This is a genomic window from Jeongeupia sp. USM3 (assembly GCF_001808185.1).
Taxonomy (GTDB): domain Bacteria; phylum Pseudomonadota; class Gammaproteobacteria; order Burkholderiales; family Chitinibacteraceae; genus Jeongeupia.
In genome coordinates this window covers 2,009,241-2,027,506 of the sequence record NZ_CP017668.1, presented here as the reverse complement: position 1 = coordinate 2,027,506, position 18,266 = coordinate 2,009,241, and the positions used below count along the sequence as shown (strand labels likewise).

Here is an 18,266-nt window from a genome sequence, read left to right as displayed (position 1 = left end):
CTTGCATATTACAAAAATCCCACTATTTGCCTTGATATTTTCTTACGTGTATTATTAGTAAATAAATAAAATGCTGACGGCATGTCATTTAAGAAATGGTACAAAATCCCAGAACAAATTTGACAAATTTCTTGCTTTTTCTTTCTTTTTTAGTAATTTACCTGCCGGCCGCACTTGCAGCGCCACAGGTGGCGGGGGGCGTTGCGCCGCTGGGTACCGCTGAATTGCCGAGCATCGTGCAAACTTCGTCGTCAGTTCGGGCTGCACCGTTGCAGATGGCTGCGCCGGCGGTAACGGACAGCAAGAAGTCGTCGTTCGTCGCTTTTGCAAATGTGGCGAACGCGGCCTTCAATCTGCCCAATGACGTGTCGCTTGATGTATTCGGACATGATTTGTTTGCGAATATGTCGTCAGCATATTTGCCTTTGCAGAATGCACAGGTGAACGGTGATTATATCGTCGGTCCTGGCGATGAAATCCAGATTCGCGGCTGGGGTATGGTGGATATCGATCTCAACGTGGTGGTTGATCGAAATGGCGCCATTTATTTGCCCCGTGTCGGCAATGTCCAGGTGGCTGGGATCAAATACCGGGATTTGCAGTCGTCGCTGAAAAAGGCAATCAATCGGGTATTCACCAATTTTGACCTGACGGCAGCCATTGCGCAGCCACGAAGCGTGCAGGTTTACGTGGTCGGTATGGCGCGCGCGCCGGGGTCGTACAGCTTTTCGGCAATGAGCACCTTGCTGAACGCCGTATTCGCTGCGGGTGGCCCTTCACAAAACGGCTCGATGCGCGAAATCAAGTTGAAACGGGCCGGCAAGATCATCGGGCGCTTCGACCTGTACGATCTACTCGTCAACGGACAGCGCGACAACGATCAGCAGTTGCAGGATGGCGATGTGATCCTGATGTCGCCCGCCAAGGCGATGGTGGCGGTCAGCGGTAATGTCAAACGGCCGGCCATTTACGAAATGAAGAGTGGCGAGACGCTGGCCGATTTGCTGGCGTGGGCGGGCGGAACCGACAGCGCGGCCGAGGGGCTGCCGGTCATTGTCGAGAAGCAGCTCGAGCGTCAGTTCAAGCCGGTGGCGACCGTCGATCGGGCGCACGGCGGTGATGGCTTTGCCGCGATCAAGCTGCATCCTTCCGATATCTACCGCCTGGTGGTCCCGCAAGCCTTTGCGGTGGCACCACGCATCGGTAGCGAGTACGTGCGGCTGGGCGGTGAAGTCGCTCACCCGGGCGTATACCAGCTGCAATCCGGCGAAACCCTGCGGCAATTGGTGGCGCGGGCTGGGGGCGTCACGGAGAGCGGCTATCTGTTCGCCGCAGAATTGACGCGCGAGTCGGTCCGGCAACAACAGCAACAGCGGCTCGAGGAAGTGCTCGATCGCTTCGAGCAGGAATCGCAAAACGCGGCCAATGCGCGTCTGACCACGCTCAGCAATACCGACAACGTTCAGGCGATCAATCAGCAAGCCGAGCGCAATCGCAAGCAGATCGAGAAAATGCGCGGCTTGAAAGCATCTGGTCGCATCGTGCTCAACCTGCCCGGACCGCAAAGCACGGTTGCCGACTTGCCCGAGATTCCGCTGCAAAACGGAGACAGTTTTGCCATACCGCGTTTCCCAGGCACGGTTTACGTTCTCGGCGCGGTTCAGAGCCAGAACGCTTTTGTCTATCGCAAAGATCGCTCGGTTGCCGACTATGTCAAGTTGGCTGGCGGCCCGACCCGGTATGCTGACGACAGCTATACCTATCTGATTCGCGCCGATGGCAGTGTAGAAAGCCGCCAGCAAAGCTGGTTCAGCTCGGTGGATGGCCTGAAGGTTTATCCGGGCGATACCGTGGCGTTGCCGATACGTGCCGATTACAGCTCCTGGACGCAGGAGCTTAAAGAATGGGCGCAGATATTCTACCAGTTCGGACTTGGCGCGGCCGGCATCAAGGTGCTGACGGATTGATTGCCTGACGACGCCGATACAATTTCTTGATTTCATGGTAGTCCAATGTCGCAATTAGTTGATTTACCTGCCAGAGAACGGGAACGTCTGGCGCCGCAGGGATCCGAGATCGATCTGATCGACCTGTTAACCTTGCTGGCCAAGGCACGGCGCACGCTGGTCCTGCTGCCGCTGCTGTTTGGTGTGATCGGAGTGGCGTACGCACTGCTTGCGACGCCGATGTATCAGGCGGCCACGACATTCATGCCCCCCAAGGAGCAGGGTGGAGGAAGTGCGCTGCTGGCACAGCTGGGGGTGGGGGGCGGGGGTTTGGGCGGGCTGGCGGCGGGTGCTGCCGGGCTGAAAGACCCGAACGCGATCTATATAGGCATGCTCGAAAGCCGCCGAGTGCGTGAGGCGCTGCTGCAGCAGTTCAAGCTGCAGCAGCAGTACAAGACGCGTTTTCGCGACGATGGGCTTGAAGTACTGAAGCAGCGTACGCGGATCGCCAGTGGCAAGGACGGGTTGATCAGCGTTTCCGTTCAGGATGAATCGGCAACGCAGGCGGCGGCAATGGCGAACGCCTATGTTGTCGAGCTGCGCAAGCTGATGACGCAGCTGGCGGTGACCGAGGCGGCACAGCGGCGGCAGTTCTTCGAATCCGAATTCAATTCGGTGCAGAGGAAGCTGATCGATGCCGAGGTCGGATTGAAGCAGCTGCAGGAGCGTTCCGGCATCGTCAAGCTTGACGAGCAAAGTCGCGCTACCGTCGATACGCTGGCCGACCTGAAGGCCCAGGTGGCCGCGCGCGAGGTGCAACTGGCCGCGATGCGCAATTACGCGACCGGCGAGAACCCGCAGGTGCGGCAGCTGGAGGCCGAAATCACCGGCCTGCGTGCCCAGCTCGCCAACTACACGCGCGGGCGGGATGACGATGGTGTGCTGATTGCCAAGTCCAGGGTGCCGGCCGCAGCGCTAGACTATGTCCGCAGCCTGCGCGAGGTGAAGTATTACGAGGCGCTGTTCGAGGCGCTAGCCAGGCAGGTCGAGATGGCCAAGCTCGACGAGGCCAAGCAGAGCAATCTGCAGGTCGTGGACACCGCGACCGTGCCACAGAAGCGCGCCAGCCCCAAGCGTGCACTGATCGTCCTACTCGCGGTCGTGCTCGGTGGTTTCGTCGCCGTACTTTGGGCGGTGGCGAGCGGACTGTGGCGCCAGCGCGGCAGCGACCCGTTGACGCGGCAACGACTGCGTGCGCTCGGTGATGCTTGGCGAGGCCGCACTGCCGGCTAAGCGGCCGGTTCTGCTCGGAGAGGCCGCCGCCGTATACTTGGGTATTGATCGGGTAGACGGGCTTGAGCGGTGATTTTGGTAACGGGCGGCGCCGGCTTCATCGGCGCAAATTTCGTGCTCGACTGGCTGGCACACAACGACGAAGGCATCGTCAATGTCGACAAGCTCGGCTACGCCGCCAACCGGCAGAGTCTGGCCACGCTTGATGGCGATCCGCGCCATGTCTTCGTGCATGGCGATATTGCCGATCGTGTTCTGGTTTCGGCGCTGTTGCACGAGTACCGGCCGCGGGCGGTCATCCATCTTGCTGCCGAATCGCACGTCGATCGCTCAATCGACGACCCGTCGCCGTTTATCGATAACAATATCGTCGGGACTTTCGCGCTGCTCGAAAGCGTGCGGGCTTACTGGCAGGGCTTGCCGGTGGACCAGCAAGCCGCGTTCCGCTGGCTGCAGGTTTCGACCGACGAGGTCTACGGCTCGCTCGACGCCGGCGCGCCGGCGTTTACCGAGGCGCACCGCTGTGAGCCCAATAGCCCCTACGCGGCGAGCAAGGCGGCGGCCGACCATCTGGTTCGCGCCTGGCACCACACTTATGGCCTGCCGGCGCTGACCACACGCTGCTCGAACAACTACGGCCCTTGCCAGTTTCCCGAGAAGTTCATCCCGTTGCTGATTCTGAACGCCCTGTCGGGCAAGCCCTTGCCGGTGTACGGCGACGGCCTGCAGGTGCGCGACTGGCTTTACGTCGGCGACCATTGCCGCGCGATCCGCATGGTGCTCGAAGCGGGTGAGGTCGGTGCGACGTACAATGTCGGTGGCTGCGACGAGAAGACCAATCTCGCCGTCGTCGAGGCAGTGTGCGTGCTGCTCGATGAGCTGCTGCCCCGCGCCGGCGGAGGCAGCTATCGAGAGCAGATCGAGCATGTCGCCGACCGTCCCGGGCACGACCGCCGCTACGCGATCGACGCCGGGCTGCTCTGCGATCGGCTGGGCTGGGCGCCGCAAGTGTCGTTCGATTCGGGGCTGCGCAAAACGGTCGAATGGTATCTGACCAATCCGGTGTGGGTTTCGCAGGCGACGTCGGGCGCTTACGCGAACTGGGTGGCACGACAATACGGGAGCGGCGGATGATGCGCATCGTTCTGTTCGGCGCTGGCGGCCAGCTTGGCCACGCCTTGCGCTTGGTGTTGGCCCCGCTGGGCGAGCTGCACGCGCTCGACCGTGACGGCTGCGACGTTGCCGACGCGGCAGCCGTTCGCCGCGTGCTGGCGCGATTGCGCCCCGACGTGATCGTCAACGCCGCGGCGTATACCGCGGTCGACCGGGCCGAGCACGACGAGGCGCAGGCGTTCGCCGTCAACGCCGCGGCGCCGGCGGCGATGGCCGCTTGGGCCGCGGGGACGCAGGCGCTGCTGCTGCACTATTCGAGCGATTATGTGTTCGACGGCCGGCAAGCGTCGCCTTACGCCGAGACCGACGCTGCGCGGCCGCTGTCGGTCTACGGCCGCAGTAAGCTGGCCGGTGATCTGGCGATTACCGCCAGCGGCTGCCGGCATTTAGTGCTGCGCTCGGGCTGGATCTACTCGGCGCACGGCGTCAACTTTGTCACGACGATCTTGCGGCTCGGCCGCGAGCGCGACGTGCTGCGCGTCGTCGACGACCAGATCGGCACGCCGACCTCGGCGCGGCTGATCGCCGCGGTGTCGGCCGAGCTGCTGCGCCGTCATCAAGTCGGGCCGGCGCCGCTCGGCGTTTACCACGTGTCCGCCGGCGGCGGCACCAGCTGGTTCGGCTTCGCGCGGGAAATCCTTGCGCAAGCCGAGCGCCTTGTGCCCGGAGCCGGCTGGGCGCGCGTCGAGGCGATCGCGTCGTCGGCGTATCCACAAGCCGCACAGCGGCCTGCTGATTCGCGGCTCGATACCGCGCGTTTTCGCGCAGCGTTCGGTACCGACCTGCCGTGCTGGCAAGCCGACGTCGGCGCTTGCGTCGCTCAGGTGCTCGCATGAAACGCAAGGGCATCCTCCTCGCCGGGGGCGCCGGCACGCGGCTGTACCCGGCGACGCTGGCGGTGAGCAAGCAACTGTTGCCGATCTACGACAAACCGATGGTCTATTACCCGCTGGCGACGCTGATGCTCGCCGGGATTCGCGACATCCTGATCATTTCGACGCCGCAGGACACGCCGCGGTTTGCCCAACTGCTTGGTGACGGCCGGCGCTGGGGGATTTCGCTGCAGTATGCGGTGCAAGCGAGGCCGGAAGGGCTGGCGCAGGCGCTGCTGATCGCCGACGACTTCCTCGCCGGCGCGCCGTGCGCGCTGGCGCTCGGCGACAACCTGTTCTACGGCCACGATCTGGCGCCGCTGCTGCGCGATGCCGCGGGGCGGCGGCAAGGCGCGACGGTGTTAGCGTACCGCGTCAACGACCCGCAGCGTTACGGCGTCGTCGAGTTCGACGCTAGCGGCAGGGCACTGAACATCGAGGAAAAGCCGGCGCAGCCAAAGTCGTCATACGCGGTCAGTGGTCTGTATTTCTACGACGCGCAAGCGGTCGGCTTCGCCAGATCGCTGCAACCGTCGGCGCGCGGCGAGCTCGAAATCACCGACGTCAACGCCGCCTACCTCGCACGCGGCGCGCTCGACGTCCGGGTGCTCGGGCGCGGCTTCGCCTGGCTCGACACCGGCACGCCGGCGGCGATGCTCGAAGCCAGCCAGTTCATCCAGACGATCGAATCCCGCCAGGGACTCAAGGTCTGCTGCCCCGAGGAGATCGCCTACCGGCAGCGCTGGATCGACGCCGCCGCGCTCCAGAGTCTGGCCGATGCGAACGGTGACAACGACTACGGCCGCTATCTGCGTGCGGTGCTCGACGAGGCGGTGTTCTGATGCGTTTGATCGACCTGCCGATCGAAGGGCCGAAGTGGCTGCTGCCGACGGTGCATGCCGACGCCCGAGGTTATTTCTACGAGAGCTTCAACGAGCGCGACTTCGCCCGCGCGCTCGGCGCGCCGGCCCGCTTCGTTCAGGACAACCATTCGCTGTCGCTGCGCGGCACGCTGCGCGGGCTGCACTACCAGCAGACTCGGCCGCAGGGAAAACTCGTCCGGGTGATCCGGGGCGCGGCGTTCGACGTCGTCGTCGACCTGCGCGCCGGGTCGGCGAGCTACGGTCGGCACATTGGGGTGACGCTGAGCGCCGACGACAAACGCCAGCTGTGGATTCCGCCCGGCTTTGCCCATGGCTTTCTGGCGCTCGCCGACGAGGTCGAGCTGCTGTACAAGGTCACCGAGTATCGCGATGCCGCTGACGAGCGGGCGATACGCTGGAGCGACCCGCAGCTTGCGATCGCCTGGCCCTTGTCTGGCGAGCCGCTGCTGTCGGACAAGGACAGGCATGCACCGTCGTTTTTGGAGGCGCAGCCGATCGGCGTCTGAACGAAAAAACGGGCCCAAGGGCCCGTTTTTGCTTGCGCGATCAGGTTTTGATAGGGCGATCACGCCTTGTGGTACACCTCGGCACCGGTCTTCACGAACTCGATAGCCTTGACTTCCATCCCCTTGGCCAGTGCCTCCGCCTCGGCGATGCCCTGCTTTTCGGCAAAATCGCGCACGTCCTGGGTGATCTTCATCGAGCAGAAGTGCGGGCCGCACATCGAGCAGAAGTGCGCGACCTTGGCGCCCTGTTGCGGCAGCGTTTCGTCATGGAATTCGCGCGCGCGGTCCGGGTCGAGGCCGAGGTTGAACTGGTCTTCCCAGCGGAACTCGAAGCGAGCCTTCGACAGCGCGTTGTCGCGGATCTGCGCACCGGGGTGGCCCTTGGCGAGGTCGGCGGCGTGCGCGGCGAGCTTGTAGGTGATGATGCCTTCCTTCACATCATCCTTGTTCGGCAGGCCGAGGTGCTCCTTCGGCGTCACGTAGCAGAGCATCGCGGTACCGTACCAGCCGATCTGCGCGGCGCCGATCGCGCTGGTGATGTGGTCGTAGCCGGGGGCGATGTCGGTCGTCAGCGGGCCAAGGGTGTAGAACGGCGCTTCGTCGCACCATTCCAGCTGCAGGTCCATGTTTTCCTTGATCAGCTGCATCGGCACGTGGCCCGGGCCTTCGATCATCACCTGCACGTCGTGCTTCCAGGCGATCTGGGTCAGCTCGCCCAGCGTCTTCAGCTCGCCGAGCTGCGCCTCGTCGTTGGCGTCCCAGACCGAGCCGGGGCGCAGGCCGTCGCCGAGGCTGAAGCTCACGTCGTAGGCCTTCATGATTTCGCAGATTTCCTCGAAATGCGTGTAGAGGAAGTTCTCCTTGTGGTGCGCCAGACACCACTTGGCCATGATCGAGCCGCCACGCGAGACGATGCCGGTCATCCGGTTCGCGGTCAGCGGCACGTAGCGCAGCAGCACGCCGGCGTGGATGGTGAAGTAGTCGACGCCCTGTTCGGCCTGCTCGATCAGCGTGTCGCGGAACAGCTCCCACGTCAGGTCCTCGGCGCGGCCGTCAACCTTCTCCAGCGCCTGATAGATCGGCACCGTGCCGATCGGCACCGGGCTGTTGCGCAGGATCCACTCGCGCGTCTCGTGGATGTTCTTGCCGGTGCTCAGGTCCATGATCGTGTCGGCGCCCCAGCGGATGCCCCAGGTCATCTTGTCGACTTCCTCGTTGATCGAGCTGGTCACCGCGCTGTTGCCGATATTGCCGTTGATCTTCACCAAGAAGTTGCGGCCGATGATCATCGGCTCGACTTCGGGGTGATTGATGTTGGCCGGGATGATCGCGCGGCCGCGGGCGACTTCGTCGCGAACGAACTCGGGCGTGATCGTCGCCGGTATTGCTGCGCCGAAGCTCTGGCCCGGATGCTGGCGCAGCATCATCGCCGCCATCTTCTCGCCCTTGGCGCCGAGCGCCTTCAGGCTGGCCATGTATTCGTCACGCTTAAGATTTTCGCGGATGGCGACGTATTCCATTTCCGGGGTGACGATGCCGCGGCGCGCGTAGTGCATCTGGCTGACGTTGGCACCGGCCCTGGCCTTGCGCGGCTTGCGGGTCAGCTCGAAACGCAGCGGATCGAGGCTGGCATCGGCTTCGCGCATCCGGCCATATTCACTGGTCATGCCGTCCAGCTGTTCGGTATCGTTGCGCTCGGCAATCCACGCCGCGCGCAGCGGGGCCAAGCCCTTGCGCACGTCGATCGTCGCCTGCGGATCGGTGTAGGGCCCCGAGCAGTCATAGACGTAGATCGGCGGATTCTGCTCGCCGCCGAAGCTCGTCGGCGTGTCGGTCTGGGTGATTTCGCGCATCGGCACGCGGATGTCGGGCCGGCTGCCTTCGACGTAGACCTTGCGCGAGTTCGGCAAAGGCTGGATCGCCGCGCTGTCGACGTGGGCGTCGCTGGCGAGGAATTCGACGGACTTGTTCATGGACTGCCTCCTGCAAAGACGTAGAGGCGCAGGAGAACGGACTGACGGACGGCACGAGCGCACCGACCGATTCGCTTCCCTACGCCGGTGTGAACCGGATCAGGTGCTGAGGGACTCTCTCATTCGCCCGTGTTGGATGGGCGAAACCCCTAGCGAACTACGGCTGTGACCGTACCGAGATTGTGGGATAATTACAAGTTATTCAGAAATGTATACAGCCCGGACCAGGGCCCGACTTGAGGTGAAGCAAACATGGATTGGGAACGCGCCCGCTACTTCCTCGTAGAACAACAGATCCGCCCGTGGCACGTGCTCGATCCGAAGGTGCTCGACCGTGTGATGGCGGTAAAGCGCGAAGACTTCGTCCCGCAGGACAAGCGCGCACTGGCCTTCGTCGACACCGAACTGCCGCTGCCCTGTGGCGGCCAGATGCTCGCCCCGAAGATCGAGGCACGCTTCGCCCAAGAGGCGCTGCTGAAGCCGACCGACAAGGTGCTGGTGATCGGCGCCGCGAGCGGGGCTTATCTGATCGGGCTGGTCGCGGGGCTGTGCGCGCAGGTGTACGGGATTGACGATTCGGCCGACAAGGTTGCCTTCGCTCAACAAGGCGTGCAGTGGGCAGGCGTCAAGAATGCGCGGATCGAGCAGGTGAGTGATCTGCTTAACTACACGGGGCAAGCGCCTTACGATGCGATCATCGTCTGCGGTTCATTCGACGTCTTGCCTGCCGCGCTGAAAAACATGCTGAGCGGCAATGGCCGGATCATCGCCGTGACTGGCGAAGAGCCGATCATGCAGGCCGTGCGCGCGGTCGTCGGTGGCTCCAACCCACTGTTTGAATACACGCTGCCACGGCTCCTGCCGGTGCGCCCGGCATTCGCTCTCTGACGCCGCGGCTCCCACTTTAGCCCGGCAGTTCAGGTCGCCAGGTCGTGTTACGGCATGGCGCTCATATAAATGATTTCATCGTCAATGAACGAGCAATGACCGAAAGCATACAAGCCACTCCGTCGACGCCAGCGCAGGGCATCTCGCTGCTGGATATTCTGCTTATTATCTCCAAATACAAACGGCTCCTGATCCTGGCTCCGCTGATTGCTGGCGCACTCGCGTTGGCAGTCACGCTGGCCATGCCTAATAGATATACCTCGATGCTGAAAATAGCTCCGTCAAAAAACGCAGCGGTCTACGCGTGGCTACTGAACGACGAGTCGCTGATCAATCCGGTTTCCCAATCGCTCCAGCTCAAAACGCGTTACGGCAGTAGTGGTAACGACAGCACGTTGAAGGCGATCAAGCGGCACGTTAAAATTAAATCAAATGCCAAGGAAGGCTCGTTGGAGGTCGAAGCGACCGACACCGATCCGGCCTTTGCCGCCAAACTGGCCAATGCCTTTGGCCAAGGGCTTACCCGACAGCTGTTTGAACAGCGCCTGCTGGATTCTTCAAAAGCCCGGTACGATCTGGAATTACGCCGTGATATGGCGGTTGACAACAAGGCCAAGGCCGGGAAACTGCTGACTGAGCCGGGAGTCAAGGAAATCATCGACCGAGTACCGCCCGCCGAGCGATACGGCATCGTCAGTCTTGCCGGAATCCAGGCCGAGGCGACTCTGCAGCAACAGGGCATTTCCGATTTGGCGCAAAGCCAGATCGTCAAAATGCAGGACCAACTTTCCAGCATGCAGCGCTTGCTCATGGAAAACATGAAACGCAACAGCGCTGATCTTGGTAAATGGATCACCGCCGTAACTGCCTTGCAAGACGAGGCCTATTGGGGGGCGATGAAGGACAGGCTCGACCGCCGTGTCGATTTGGCTAAAGCACAAGAAAGCGATGAATTGAAAATTAGTTGGGCAAAAATACCGGATGAAAAATCCAGTCCGAAGTTAATGCTCATCTTGGCTCTGGCTGTAGCTATTGCCTTTGTTCTTGCTCTTATTTATGTAGTGCTAATCGAGGCAATTGATGATAGTCAAAAGCAAAAGCCTGAGTTGTGGGGAAGGTTGAGAGGGTTTTGGCAAAGATAGGAGCTAGTCTTATAGGTCATTGTTTGTGAAACAGGTGAGCGAAAGTGTGTTTTAAATCTAACGGAGTTGATTTTGGTATGTTGTGGAGGTGCTGACGTCGAAAGAATGGTCTGAAGTCGCACGAATAGATGGTAGATATTGTGATGAGATACGATTTCATTTTCTCACGAGTGTTGGAATTCATTTGGTTTTTTCTTGCAAATCAATTGATGAGGGTGGTGGTTATCTTCTCTTCGATTTACTTTGCACCTATGATCGCCAAAGAAAACGTGACGCATTTCACCGTTTTCGTTAGCGCTTATAACCTGCTCTACGCCCTTTCTCAAGGGGTGATTTATTCAGCGATGATTCGTTATATGGTGTATAAGAATACGCCAAATGTTACTCGAGGGTTGCTTTTTGTTCTAAACGTGACTCTTGGGGTGCTGGTTTTAATGTCAGTTCCCCTTTATTTTTTTGATGAATTTGGCGCCTTGTTATTGGTCTTTTCTGCCTTGTTCTTTCGTAATTTATATTGCGCCAGTTGGGAAGTGATCAAGCAAAATTATCGTTTTGTTGCGATAACTAATTTTGTTGCGCTTTCTGTGGTACTGGTTTTCGCTTCCTTATGGGGATTGATGTCCAGTACCTCGTTGTTATCCGCATTTGTTTTTGGCGAGATGATAGTCTTCCTGATCTATTGTGCCGGGGGGCGGCACCCAATTCTGGAGGGGTATGAGTGCCTAGCCGATTTTTGGATGGCTAGTAAAGACTACTTGTTTCCGGCATTGATGAACTATGCAATTCCAGCATTGACGTTATTTATCCTAAATAATTTGTTGACTTCTCGTGGCTATCATGAGGAATCATTGGCGCTCCTACTTGTTGTTCAATTGAGCGCAGCTTCACAATTTTTGTTGTCTGTTCTGGTGAAAATGCGGCTTAACGAGGCGCTAGGTATAGGCCCTGGGCATTATTTTCGACAATCTATTCAATTTTTCTTTATTGCAACAATTTCTTTTATTGTTGTGCTTGCTGTAATGCTGCTCCTAGGTAGGCACTATCAACCATATGTTATCGTTTGTGCATTTTTTATAGCAATTTTCATGGCACTTTCTTCTCCAGTGGCTAACTATCTTTGTGCTAGCGGGCAACAGAAGGTGGGTAATTTTTTTAATTGCTGCTGGTTGTTGGTTCTTGTTGTGTTGATGCTGGTTTTTTTGGGGTTCACTGGTGTTGTTTATGCGTACGTCATTTCGTATGCAGTGATGTATGTTATTCAAATTGTCTGGGTTGCGTATGATTCCTAAAATAATTCATTTTTGCTGGTTTGGCCGTGGAAAAAAGAGCGAGCTAATTGAACGTTGCATGCGTTCGTGGAAAAGATATCTTCCTGACTATGAATTTATGGAGTGGAATGAGGATAGCTTTGATATTAGCCAGAACCGATATGTGGCTCAGGCATATGAGCAAAAGAAATGGGCATTTGTTACTGACTATGTGAGGCTTTGGGCTATCGAAAAATTTGGTGGAATCTATCTTGATACTGATGTAGAGGTGTTTCAGTCCTTGGATGAGTTTTTGGTGCACTCGGGGTTTACTGGTTTTGAACTCTACAATGGGAAGTTAGCTCCTATTACTGCAGTAATAGCTGCAGAAAATGGACATCCGATTATTTTGGACCTTCTTTCCGATTACGAAAGCAAGTTATTCATCGGTGACGATGGTGAGCTTGATTTAGCTACAAATGTAGAGTTAATAAAAAAGAAATTCTTCCATGACTATGGAGTCATCAATAACAATAAGCATCAGGTGATTGATGGTGGGTTCCATATTTATCCAGACTTCTATTTTTGTAATAAATCCAACAAGCGGTCTTATACAATGCATCATTTTGGAGGTAGTTGGCTTTCGCCTCGCAAACGGTTAAAAACAAAACTGGCTAGAGCGCTTTTCAAATTGATTGGCGGATAAAGAAAATAATGAAATTTTCAGTTTTAATGTCAGTGTACAAGGCTGAAGAGGCAGATTTTCTTGATATGGCTCTAGCTAGCGTGGCCGCAAATACGTTGCGCCCTAGTGAAATCGTGTTGGTGGAAGACGGGCCGATCCCTGGTGCACTAATTGATGTAATTGAAAAATATCGAAATGCCTTGAACATTAAGAGCGTGGTGTTATCTAGAAATGAGGGGTTGGGAAGTGCGCTGCAGAAAGGAGTAATTAGCTGTGAACATGAGTTGATCGCCCGCTTTGATTCGGATGACGTCTGTTGTACAGAAAGGTTTCAGCGGCAAATTGAACAGTTTGAGCGAGACCCCTGCTTGGATATTTGCGGGTCGTTTATTGATGAATACGATGAACTGCTCGAAAATAAGATGGCTACTCGATTTTTACCGGAGCACCATGCTGAAATAGAAAAATTTGCTAAATGTAGAAACCCTTTTAACCATATGACTGTCATGTTTCGACGGGCGATGATTCTCAAGGCGGGGAATTACCGTAAATTTCATCTGTATGAAGACTATGATCTTTGGGCTAGGGCTTTGCAGATGGGAGCTAAAACATACAATATTCAACAGAGCTTGGTAAAGGCCCGTGCCGGCCGCGCCATGACTGATAGGCGCGGTGGTATAAGATATGCGATTTCTGAGTATAAAGCACAACGTGGGTTTCTTCGTTCTGGATTTATTAGTCAATCGAGGTTTTTAAGAAACATTATGTTACGGATACCTGTCCGTTTGATTCCCGCCAGTTTTCGCTATGGTATTTACATAAAGATTAGAAAAAATGGATAGGGCGGGCTTGGTTGTATTTGGCCTTAATTTATTCTGTTTGACGACTCTATTTTTTTATCATGGGCTTAGGATAAAACCGGGCATAATTTCTTTTGTGTTTTTCATTGCAGGTCTTGGATTTCTTGCAGGTTCGCGTGCATGGGACTTAGATTATGCAAACTATAGAGGTTTTTTCCTAAGCACCCCTTCTCCTTCTGAAGTTGCTGCTTGGGGCGACCTTTTATCCGGGCACGGAGACATTTTATTTGGATTTTTTATGTCAGTTTCGAAGGGACTGACTGATGATTTTGAAGTTTTTGTGTACTTCGTTGCGTTTTCCTCAGTAGCAATTAATCTTCTGTGTTTTTATCGTTTTTCTCCGCTTCCATTGTTGTCGCTGTATCTATATGTATCCTATTACTTTTTTGTGAAAGATATGGGGTTAATGCGTGCGGGGTTGGCTAGTGCTATTTTGCTTTACGGTCTTTGCTCTTTGAACAAGATAAGGTACGTCTTCGTGGCTGCAGGTGTGCATATTGGCGCCATGTGTGGTATTTTGGCTATTCTTTTCAAAGAAAATAGCCTGTTAAGGCGTTATCCACTTTACGTCCTGCTCGGGTGCGCTTGCTTTTCATTCTTGATTACGCCGGATCATTTTTCCAGTTTTTGGGGTAGGATATCAAATTATGTTGGGACTGAGTTCTCTTCCTCGATAGGGTTGTTCAGTCCTGTAGTATTGAAGAATATTTTTTTCTGGCTTTTGTTTTTGAAAATGTTGGATCGCGAAGATGCGCAGTTGGTCAATATTTACGGCTTTGTAGTCTGTTGGTCGGTTCTTTTTAGTAATTTTGCTATTTTGTCTAGCCGTGTTTCTAACTTCATTCTACCGTTGGAGTTTATTCTTCTGCCGCGACTTGTGAATCGACACCGTGGTTTTTTTTCGATGGCGATTCTGTATGGATTTGGTATGGCGATCGCTAATATCATGGTGTATCGCTATTTTCCTGATCCGATGATGTTTATTTTTGACTGATTTTTCAATTTAAAATTGCATGGGTTCTATGAAAATACTAATTGTGTTTGGAACGCGGCCAGAGGCTATCAAGCTGGCTCCTATTATTGGTGAAATAAGAGGGGATGCTCGTTTCGAACTCAAGGTTTGTGTGACCGGCCAACATCGAAAAATGCTTGACGGTGTTTTATCTATCTTCAATATTGTTCCAGATTACGATTTTAATTTGATGCGATCTGGCCAAGATTTGACTGATATTACTATAGGCGTGTTGCAGCACATGCGTGACCTGCTCAAACGCTGGCGGCCAGACATGATTTTTGTTCATGGTGATACAACTACTGCGATGGCAGCTGGCCTTGCTGCATTCTACGAAAAGATTCCTGTTGGTCACGTTGAGGCAGGCCTAAGGACTGGAGATGTCTATTCGCCGTGGCCTGAAGAAATGAATAGAAAAATTCTTGGCGCAATTAGTACTGTGCATTTTGCGCCGACCGATGCTTCGCGAAGTAACTTATTACGCGAAGGGATTGATGAAGGCACGATCTCTGTAACTGGTAATACGGTGATTGATGCATTGCTGTCAGCAAATGAACGTCTTGCTGGCGATAAAGAACTTTCCGAAGGAATGGACGAATTATTTCCGTATATTGATCCGAAAAAGAAACTTATTTTAGTTACCGGTCATCGACGTGAGAATTTTGGTGAAGGTTTTGAAAATCTTTGCTTGGCGATTCATGAGATTGCAGGTCGTAAGGACGTACAGATTGTTTATCCCGTACATCTGAACCCACGTGTACAAGAACCGGTTCATCGTACTCTCGGTGGTTTGAATAACGTGTATCTAATTGATCCTCAGGATTATCTTCCGTTTGTATATCTAATGGGACGGAGCTACCTAATTCTAACAGACAGTGGCGGAATTCAGGAGGAGGCTCCTTCTCTTGGTAAACCTGTGTTAGTTACTCGCAGTACTACGGAACGGCCTGAAGCAGTAAAAGCCGGTACTGTAAAATTAGTTGGAACCGATAGAGAGATAATTGTCAAGGAAGTGTCACGGTTGCTTGATGATCAGGAAGAATACTCGAAAATGGCAAAGGCGCATAACCCTTATGGCGACGGCTTAGCGTCGCAACGTATTGGCCGGTATTTGCTGGATATACAAAGTAACTAAACTATTTTTTGGATGGTATTGAGTTGTATTCATTATATTTTGGCCTAAAGATATGCAAATCTTTATTTTAACGTTCGTATTTTCTTGGTTTTCAACCTTGATGGTGTTGCGTTACCAGCACTTGCATGAACGCTTTACGGCGGATCATGATTTTGGTGGGGTGCAGAAATTCCATACGACGGCCGTACCGAGAGTTGGGGGGGTGAGTGTCATGGCAGCAATGCTTGTCTGCTTGCTTTGGCTCGCTTATAAGGCGCCAAACGAGTTCAAGGCGTTTGGGTTGCTGCTGGTCGCGGCTTCACCTGCCTTTATCGGCGGGCTGGTTGAGGATTGCACCAAGCGAGTTGGTGTGCTGGCGCGTTTGGTTTTGACGATGCTGGCCGCGGCCCTGGGGTTCTGGTTGCTCAAGGCGGGCATTAACCGACTGGATATTCCGTTGCTGGATAGTGCGATGAGCTTTTGGGTCGTTGCTTTGATTTTCACCATGGTCGCGGTCGGTGGCGTGGTGAATGCTGTCAATATCATCGATGGTTACAACGGCTTGGCAAGCATGGTGTCGATCATGATGTTGGCGGCGTTGGGCTATGTGGGCTTCCAGCTTGGCGATCCGCTGATCTGGAAGGCGGCGCTGGCGATGATGGGCGGGATTCTCGGTTTTTTTGTCTGGAACTATCCGCGCGGCTTGATTTTCCTTGGCGACGGTGGCGCTTATCTAATCGGTTTCATGATCGCCGAGCTGTCCGTGTTGCTGGTTGCCCGCCATCCGCAAGTTTCACCGTGGTTTCCGCTGCTGGTCGTGATGTACCCGGTATTCGAGACGTTGTTCTCCATCTACAGAAAGAAGTTTTTGAGAGGGATGTCACCGGGAATGCCAGATGGTGTGCACTTGCATATGTTGATTTATAAGCGACTTGTTCGCTGGGCCGTGGGCAGCAAGCATGCGGGAGAGAAGACCACCCGCAATGCGATGACGTCACCGTATCTATGGTTGCTGTGCTCGTTCGCCGTTCTGCCCGCGGTGCTGTTCTGGGATAACCGCTTGATGTTGCAGATTTTCGTCGTGGTCTTTGCCGTCTTGTATATTGTGCTTTACCGACGTCTGGTCAAGTTCAACGCGCCGCGCTGGTTGCTGGTGCGCAAAATCTCGGACAAGAAATAAAAAAAAGCGGCCAAGGCCGCTTTTCTTTTGCAAAGGTCAAACCAGCACTACATCAAACTGCTCCTGCGAATATGCTGTTTCGACCTGCAGGTAAATCGGCTTCTTGATGAAGTCGGCCAGCATTGCCAGGTTGGTCGATTCTTCATCGAGAAAGCGGTCGATGACCGTTTGTGAGGCCAAGATTCGGTATTCGCGCGCGGCAAACTGCCGCTCTTCGCGCAGGATTTCGCGCAGGATTTCGTAGCAGACCGATTCGGCAGTCTTGATTTCACCGCGCCCTTGGCAGGTCGGGCAGGGTTCGCACAGCACGTGGGCTAGCGATTCGCGAGTGCGTTTGCGGGTGATTTCGATCAGGCCGAGGCTGGTGAAGGTCGAGACGGTGATCTTGGTGCGGTCGCGTGCCAGCGCTTTCTTCAGTTCGTCGAGCACTGCGGTCTGGTGCGCTTCGTTGTCCATGTCGATGAAGTCGACGATGATGATGCCACCGAGGTTGCGCAGTCGCAGTTGCCGGGCGATGACGTGGGTGGCTTCGAGGTTGGTCTTGAAGATCGTGTCGTCGAAGTTGCGCGTGCCGACGAAGCCGCCGGTGTTGACGTCGATCGTCGTCATCGCCTCGGTCTGGTCGATGATCAGGTAGCCGCCGAACTTGAGGTTGACGCGCCGGCTCAGTGCGCGCTCGATCTCGGCCTCAATGCCGTAGAGTTCGAACAGCGGCCGCTCGCCGCTGTAATGCTGTACCCGCGGTGCGACGTCGGCGACGAAGCGGCCGGCGAACTCGGCCATCTTGACGAAGTTTTCGCGACTGTCGACCAGCACCGCCTCGGTATCGGCGTTGACCATGTCACGCAGCGCGCGCAGTTGCAGCGACAGGTCCTGGAACAGCAGCGACTTGGCCGGCAGCCGCTGCGATTTCTGCAGGATGTCGGCCCAGATCAGGTCGAGGTAGTCGATGTCGGCCTTGAGTTCGTCGTCGGTCGCGTGGTCGGCGCTGGTACGGATGATGTAGCCGTGGTGGTCCTGCGGCAGCAGCCGGCCGAGCCGTTCGCGCAACTGCTCGCGCTCGTCGCCGTTCTCGATTCGCTGGCTGATGCCGATATGGTGTTCCTGCGGCAGGAAGACGAGAAAGCGGCCGGCGATGCTGATCTGTGTCGACAGCCGCGCGCCCTTGGTGCCGATCGGGTCCTTGATCACCTGCACCATCAAGGGCTGGCCTTCGTGGACCAGCTTTTCGATCCGGAACGTTTCATTCGGATTCTGCCGCTGCTCGATCACGTCGGCGATGTGCAGGAAGGCCGCACGCTCGAGGCCGATCTCGACGAAGGCCGACTGCATGCCCGGCAGCACCCGTTTGACCATCCCCAGATAGATGTTGCCGACGAGGCCGAGGTGCGCGCTGCGCTCGATGTGGATGTCCTGGACGATGCCGTCCTCGATCGTGGCGACGCGCGTTTCCTGCGGGGTGACGTTGACGAGGATTTCTTCTTTCATCGA

General features: G+C 55.9%; 16 protein-coding genes and 1 riboswitch. Of the genes, 14 read left to right on the top strand and 2 right to left on the bottom strand.

Features of this window, described 5'->3' with window-relative positions:
- Window positions 1-131 precede the first annotated feature (131 nt).
- The 6 genes from BJP62_RS09595 to rfbC all read left to right on the top strand — a co-directional run bounded on the left by BJP62_RS09595 (window position 132) and on the right by rfbC (window position 6,674).
- A complete protein-coding gene (locus BJP62_RS09595; protein WP_168163820.1) occupies window positions 132-1,967 on the top strand; it encodes an SLBB domain-containing protein in 1,836 nt (611 codons plus the stop codon).
- 45 nt (window positions 1,968-2,012) lie between these two features.
- Window positions 2,013-3,239: a Wzz/FepE/Etk N-terminal domain-containing protein gene (locus BJP62_RS09590; RefSeq protein ID WP_070529330.1), complete on the top strand. Its 1,227-nt coding sequence runs from the start codon at window positions 2,013-2,015 to the stop codon at window positions 3,237-3,239.
- 69 nt (window positions 3,240-3,308) lie between these two features.
- Complete coding sequence (gene rfbB / locus BJP62_RS09585) at window positions 3,309-4,373, top strand: dTDP-glucose 4,6-dehydratase (RefSeq protein WP_070529328.1); 1,065 nt, start codon at window positions 3,309-3,311, stop codon at window positions 4,371-4,373.
- Window positions 4,370-5,248: a dTDP-4-dehydrorhamnose reductase gene (gene rfbD, locus BJP62_RS09580; protein ID WP_236943591.1), complete on the top strand. Its 879-nt coding sequence runs from the start codon at window positions 4,370-4,372 to the stop codon at window positions 5,246-5,248. Before rfbB ends, rfbD begins: the two co-directional genes overlap by 4 nt.
- Window positions 5,245-6,126: a glucose-1-phosphate thymidylyltransferase RfbA gene (gene rfbA, locus BJP62_RS09575; RefSeq protein ID WP_070529326.1), complete on the top strand. Its 882-nt coding sequence runs from the start codon at window positions 5,245-5,247 to the stop codon at window positions 6,124-6,126. The genes rfbD and rfbA overlap by 4 nt, the downstream gene beginning before the upstream one ends.
- Complete coding sequence (gene rfbC, locus BJP62_RS09570; protein WP_070529324.1) at window positions 6,126-6,674, top strand: dTDP-4-dehydrorhamnose 3,5-epimerase; 549 nt, start codon at window positions 6,126-6,128, stop codon at window positions 6,672-6,674. The genes rfbA and rfbC overlap by 1 nt, the downstream gene beginning before the upstream one ends.
- A 59-nt stretch (window positions 6,675-6,733) precedes the next feature.
- Here the strand turns inward: rfbC and thiC are convergent, their stop codons facing one another.
- Entirely contained in the window at window positions 6,734-8,647 is a 1,914-nt protein-coding gene (gene thiC, locus BJP62_RS09565) for a phosphomethylpyrimidine synthase ThiC (protein ID WP_070529322.1), read from the bottom strand.
- Window positions 8,648-8,706: 59 nt separating this feature from the next.
- Window positions 8,707-8,808, bottom strand: a riboswitch (TPP riboswitch).
- A 91-nt stretch (window positions 8,809-8,899) separates the two neighbouring features.
- Between thiC and BJP62_RS09560 the strand changes: the two genes are divergently transcribed.
- The 8 genes from BJP62_RS09560 (at window position 8,900) to BJP62_RS09540 (ending at window position 16,775) form a co-directional block, all read left to right on the top strand.
- Window positions 8,900-9,535, top strand: a complete 636-nt coding sequence (locus BJP62_RS09560) for a protein-L-isoaspartate O-methyltransferase (protein ID WP_070529320.1) — start codon at window positions 8,900-8,902, stop codon at window positions 9,533-9,535.
- A 95-nt stretch (window positions 9,536-9,630) separates the two neighbouring features.
- Complete coding sequence (locus tag BJP62_RS09555; RefSeq protein WP_070529318.1) at window positions 9,631-10,677, top strand: Wzz/FepE/Etk N-terminal domain-containing protein; 1,047 nt, start codon at window positions 9,631-9,633, stop codon at window positions 10,675-10,677.
- A gap of 143 nt (window positions 10,678-10,820) precedes the next feature.
- Window positions 10,821-11,966: a hypothetical protein gene (locus tag BJP62_RS09550; RefSeq protein WP_145927161.1), complete on the top strand. Its 1,146-nt coding sequence runs from the start codon at window positions 10,821-10,823 to the stop codon at window positions 11,964-11,966.
- A complete protein-coding gene (locus tag BJP62_RS18010; RefSeq protein WP_205700881.1) occupies window positions 11,929-12,630 on the top strand; it encodes a glycosyltransferase family 32 protein in 702 nt (233 codons plus the stop codon). The genes BJP62_RS09550 and BJP62_RS18010 overlap by 38 nt, the downstream gene beginning before the upstream one ends.
- A gap of 8 nt (window positions 12,631-12,638) precedes the next feature.
- The gene (locus tag BJP62_RS18005) at window positions 12,639-13,451 is read left to right on the top strand and encodes a glycosyltransferase (protein ID WP_083300822.1); all 813 of its coding nucleotides are present in this window, start codon (window positions 12,639-12,641) and stop codon (window positions 13,449-13,451) included.
- 94 nt (window positions 13,452-13,545) lie between these two features.
- On the top strand, window positions 13,546-14,463 hold the full coding sequence (locus BJP62_RS18000) for an EpsG family protein (RefSeq protein ID WP_168163818.1): 918 nt from the start codon (window positions 13,546-13,548) through the stop codon (window positions 14,461-14,463).
- Window positions 14,464-14,491: 28 nt separating this feature from the next.
- The gene (gene wecB / locus BJP62_RS17995; protein ID WP_083300820.1) at window positions 14,492-15,616 is read left to right on the top strand and encodes a non-hydrolyzing UDP-N-acetylglucosamine 2-epimerase; all 1,125 of its coding nucleotides are present in this window, start codon (window positions 14,492-14,494) and stop codon (window positions 15,614-15,616) included.
- Window positions 15,617-15,668: 52 nt separating this feature from the next.
- Window positions 15,669-16,775: a glycosyltransferase gene (locus BJP62_RS09540; RefSeq protein WP_070529313.1), complete on the top strand. Its 1,107-nt coding sequence runs from the start codon at window positions 15,669-15,671 to the stop codon at window positions 16,773-16,775.
- A gap of 36 nt (window positions 16,776-16,811) precedes the next feature.
- On the opposite strand, the gene rng is transcribed toward BJP62_RS09540, so the two are convergent.
- Entirely contained in the window at window positions 16,812-18,263 is a 1,452-nt protein-coding gene (gene rng / locus BJP62_RS09535) for a ribonuclease G (RefSeq protein WP_070529311.1), read from the bottom strand.
- Between the last annotated feature and the right edge of the window lie 3 nt (window positions 18,264-18,266).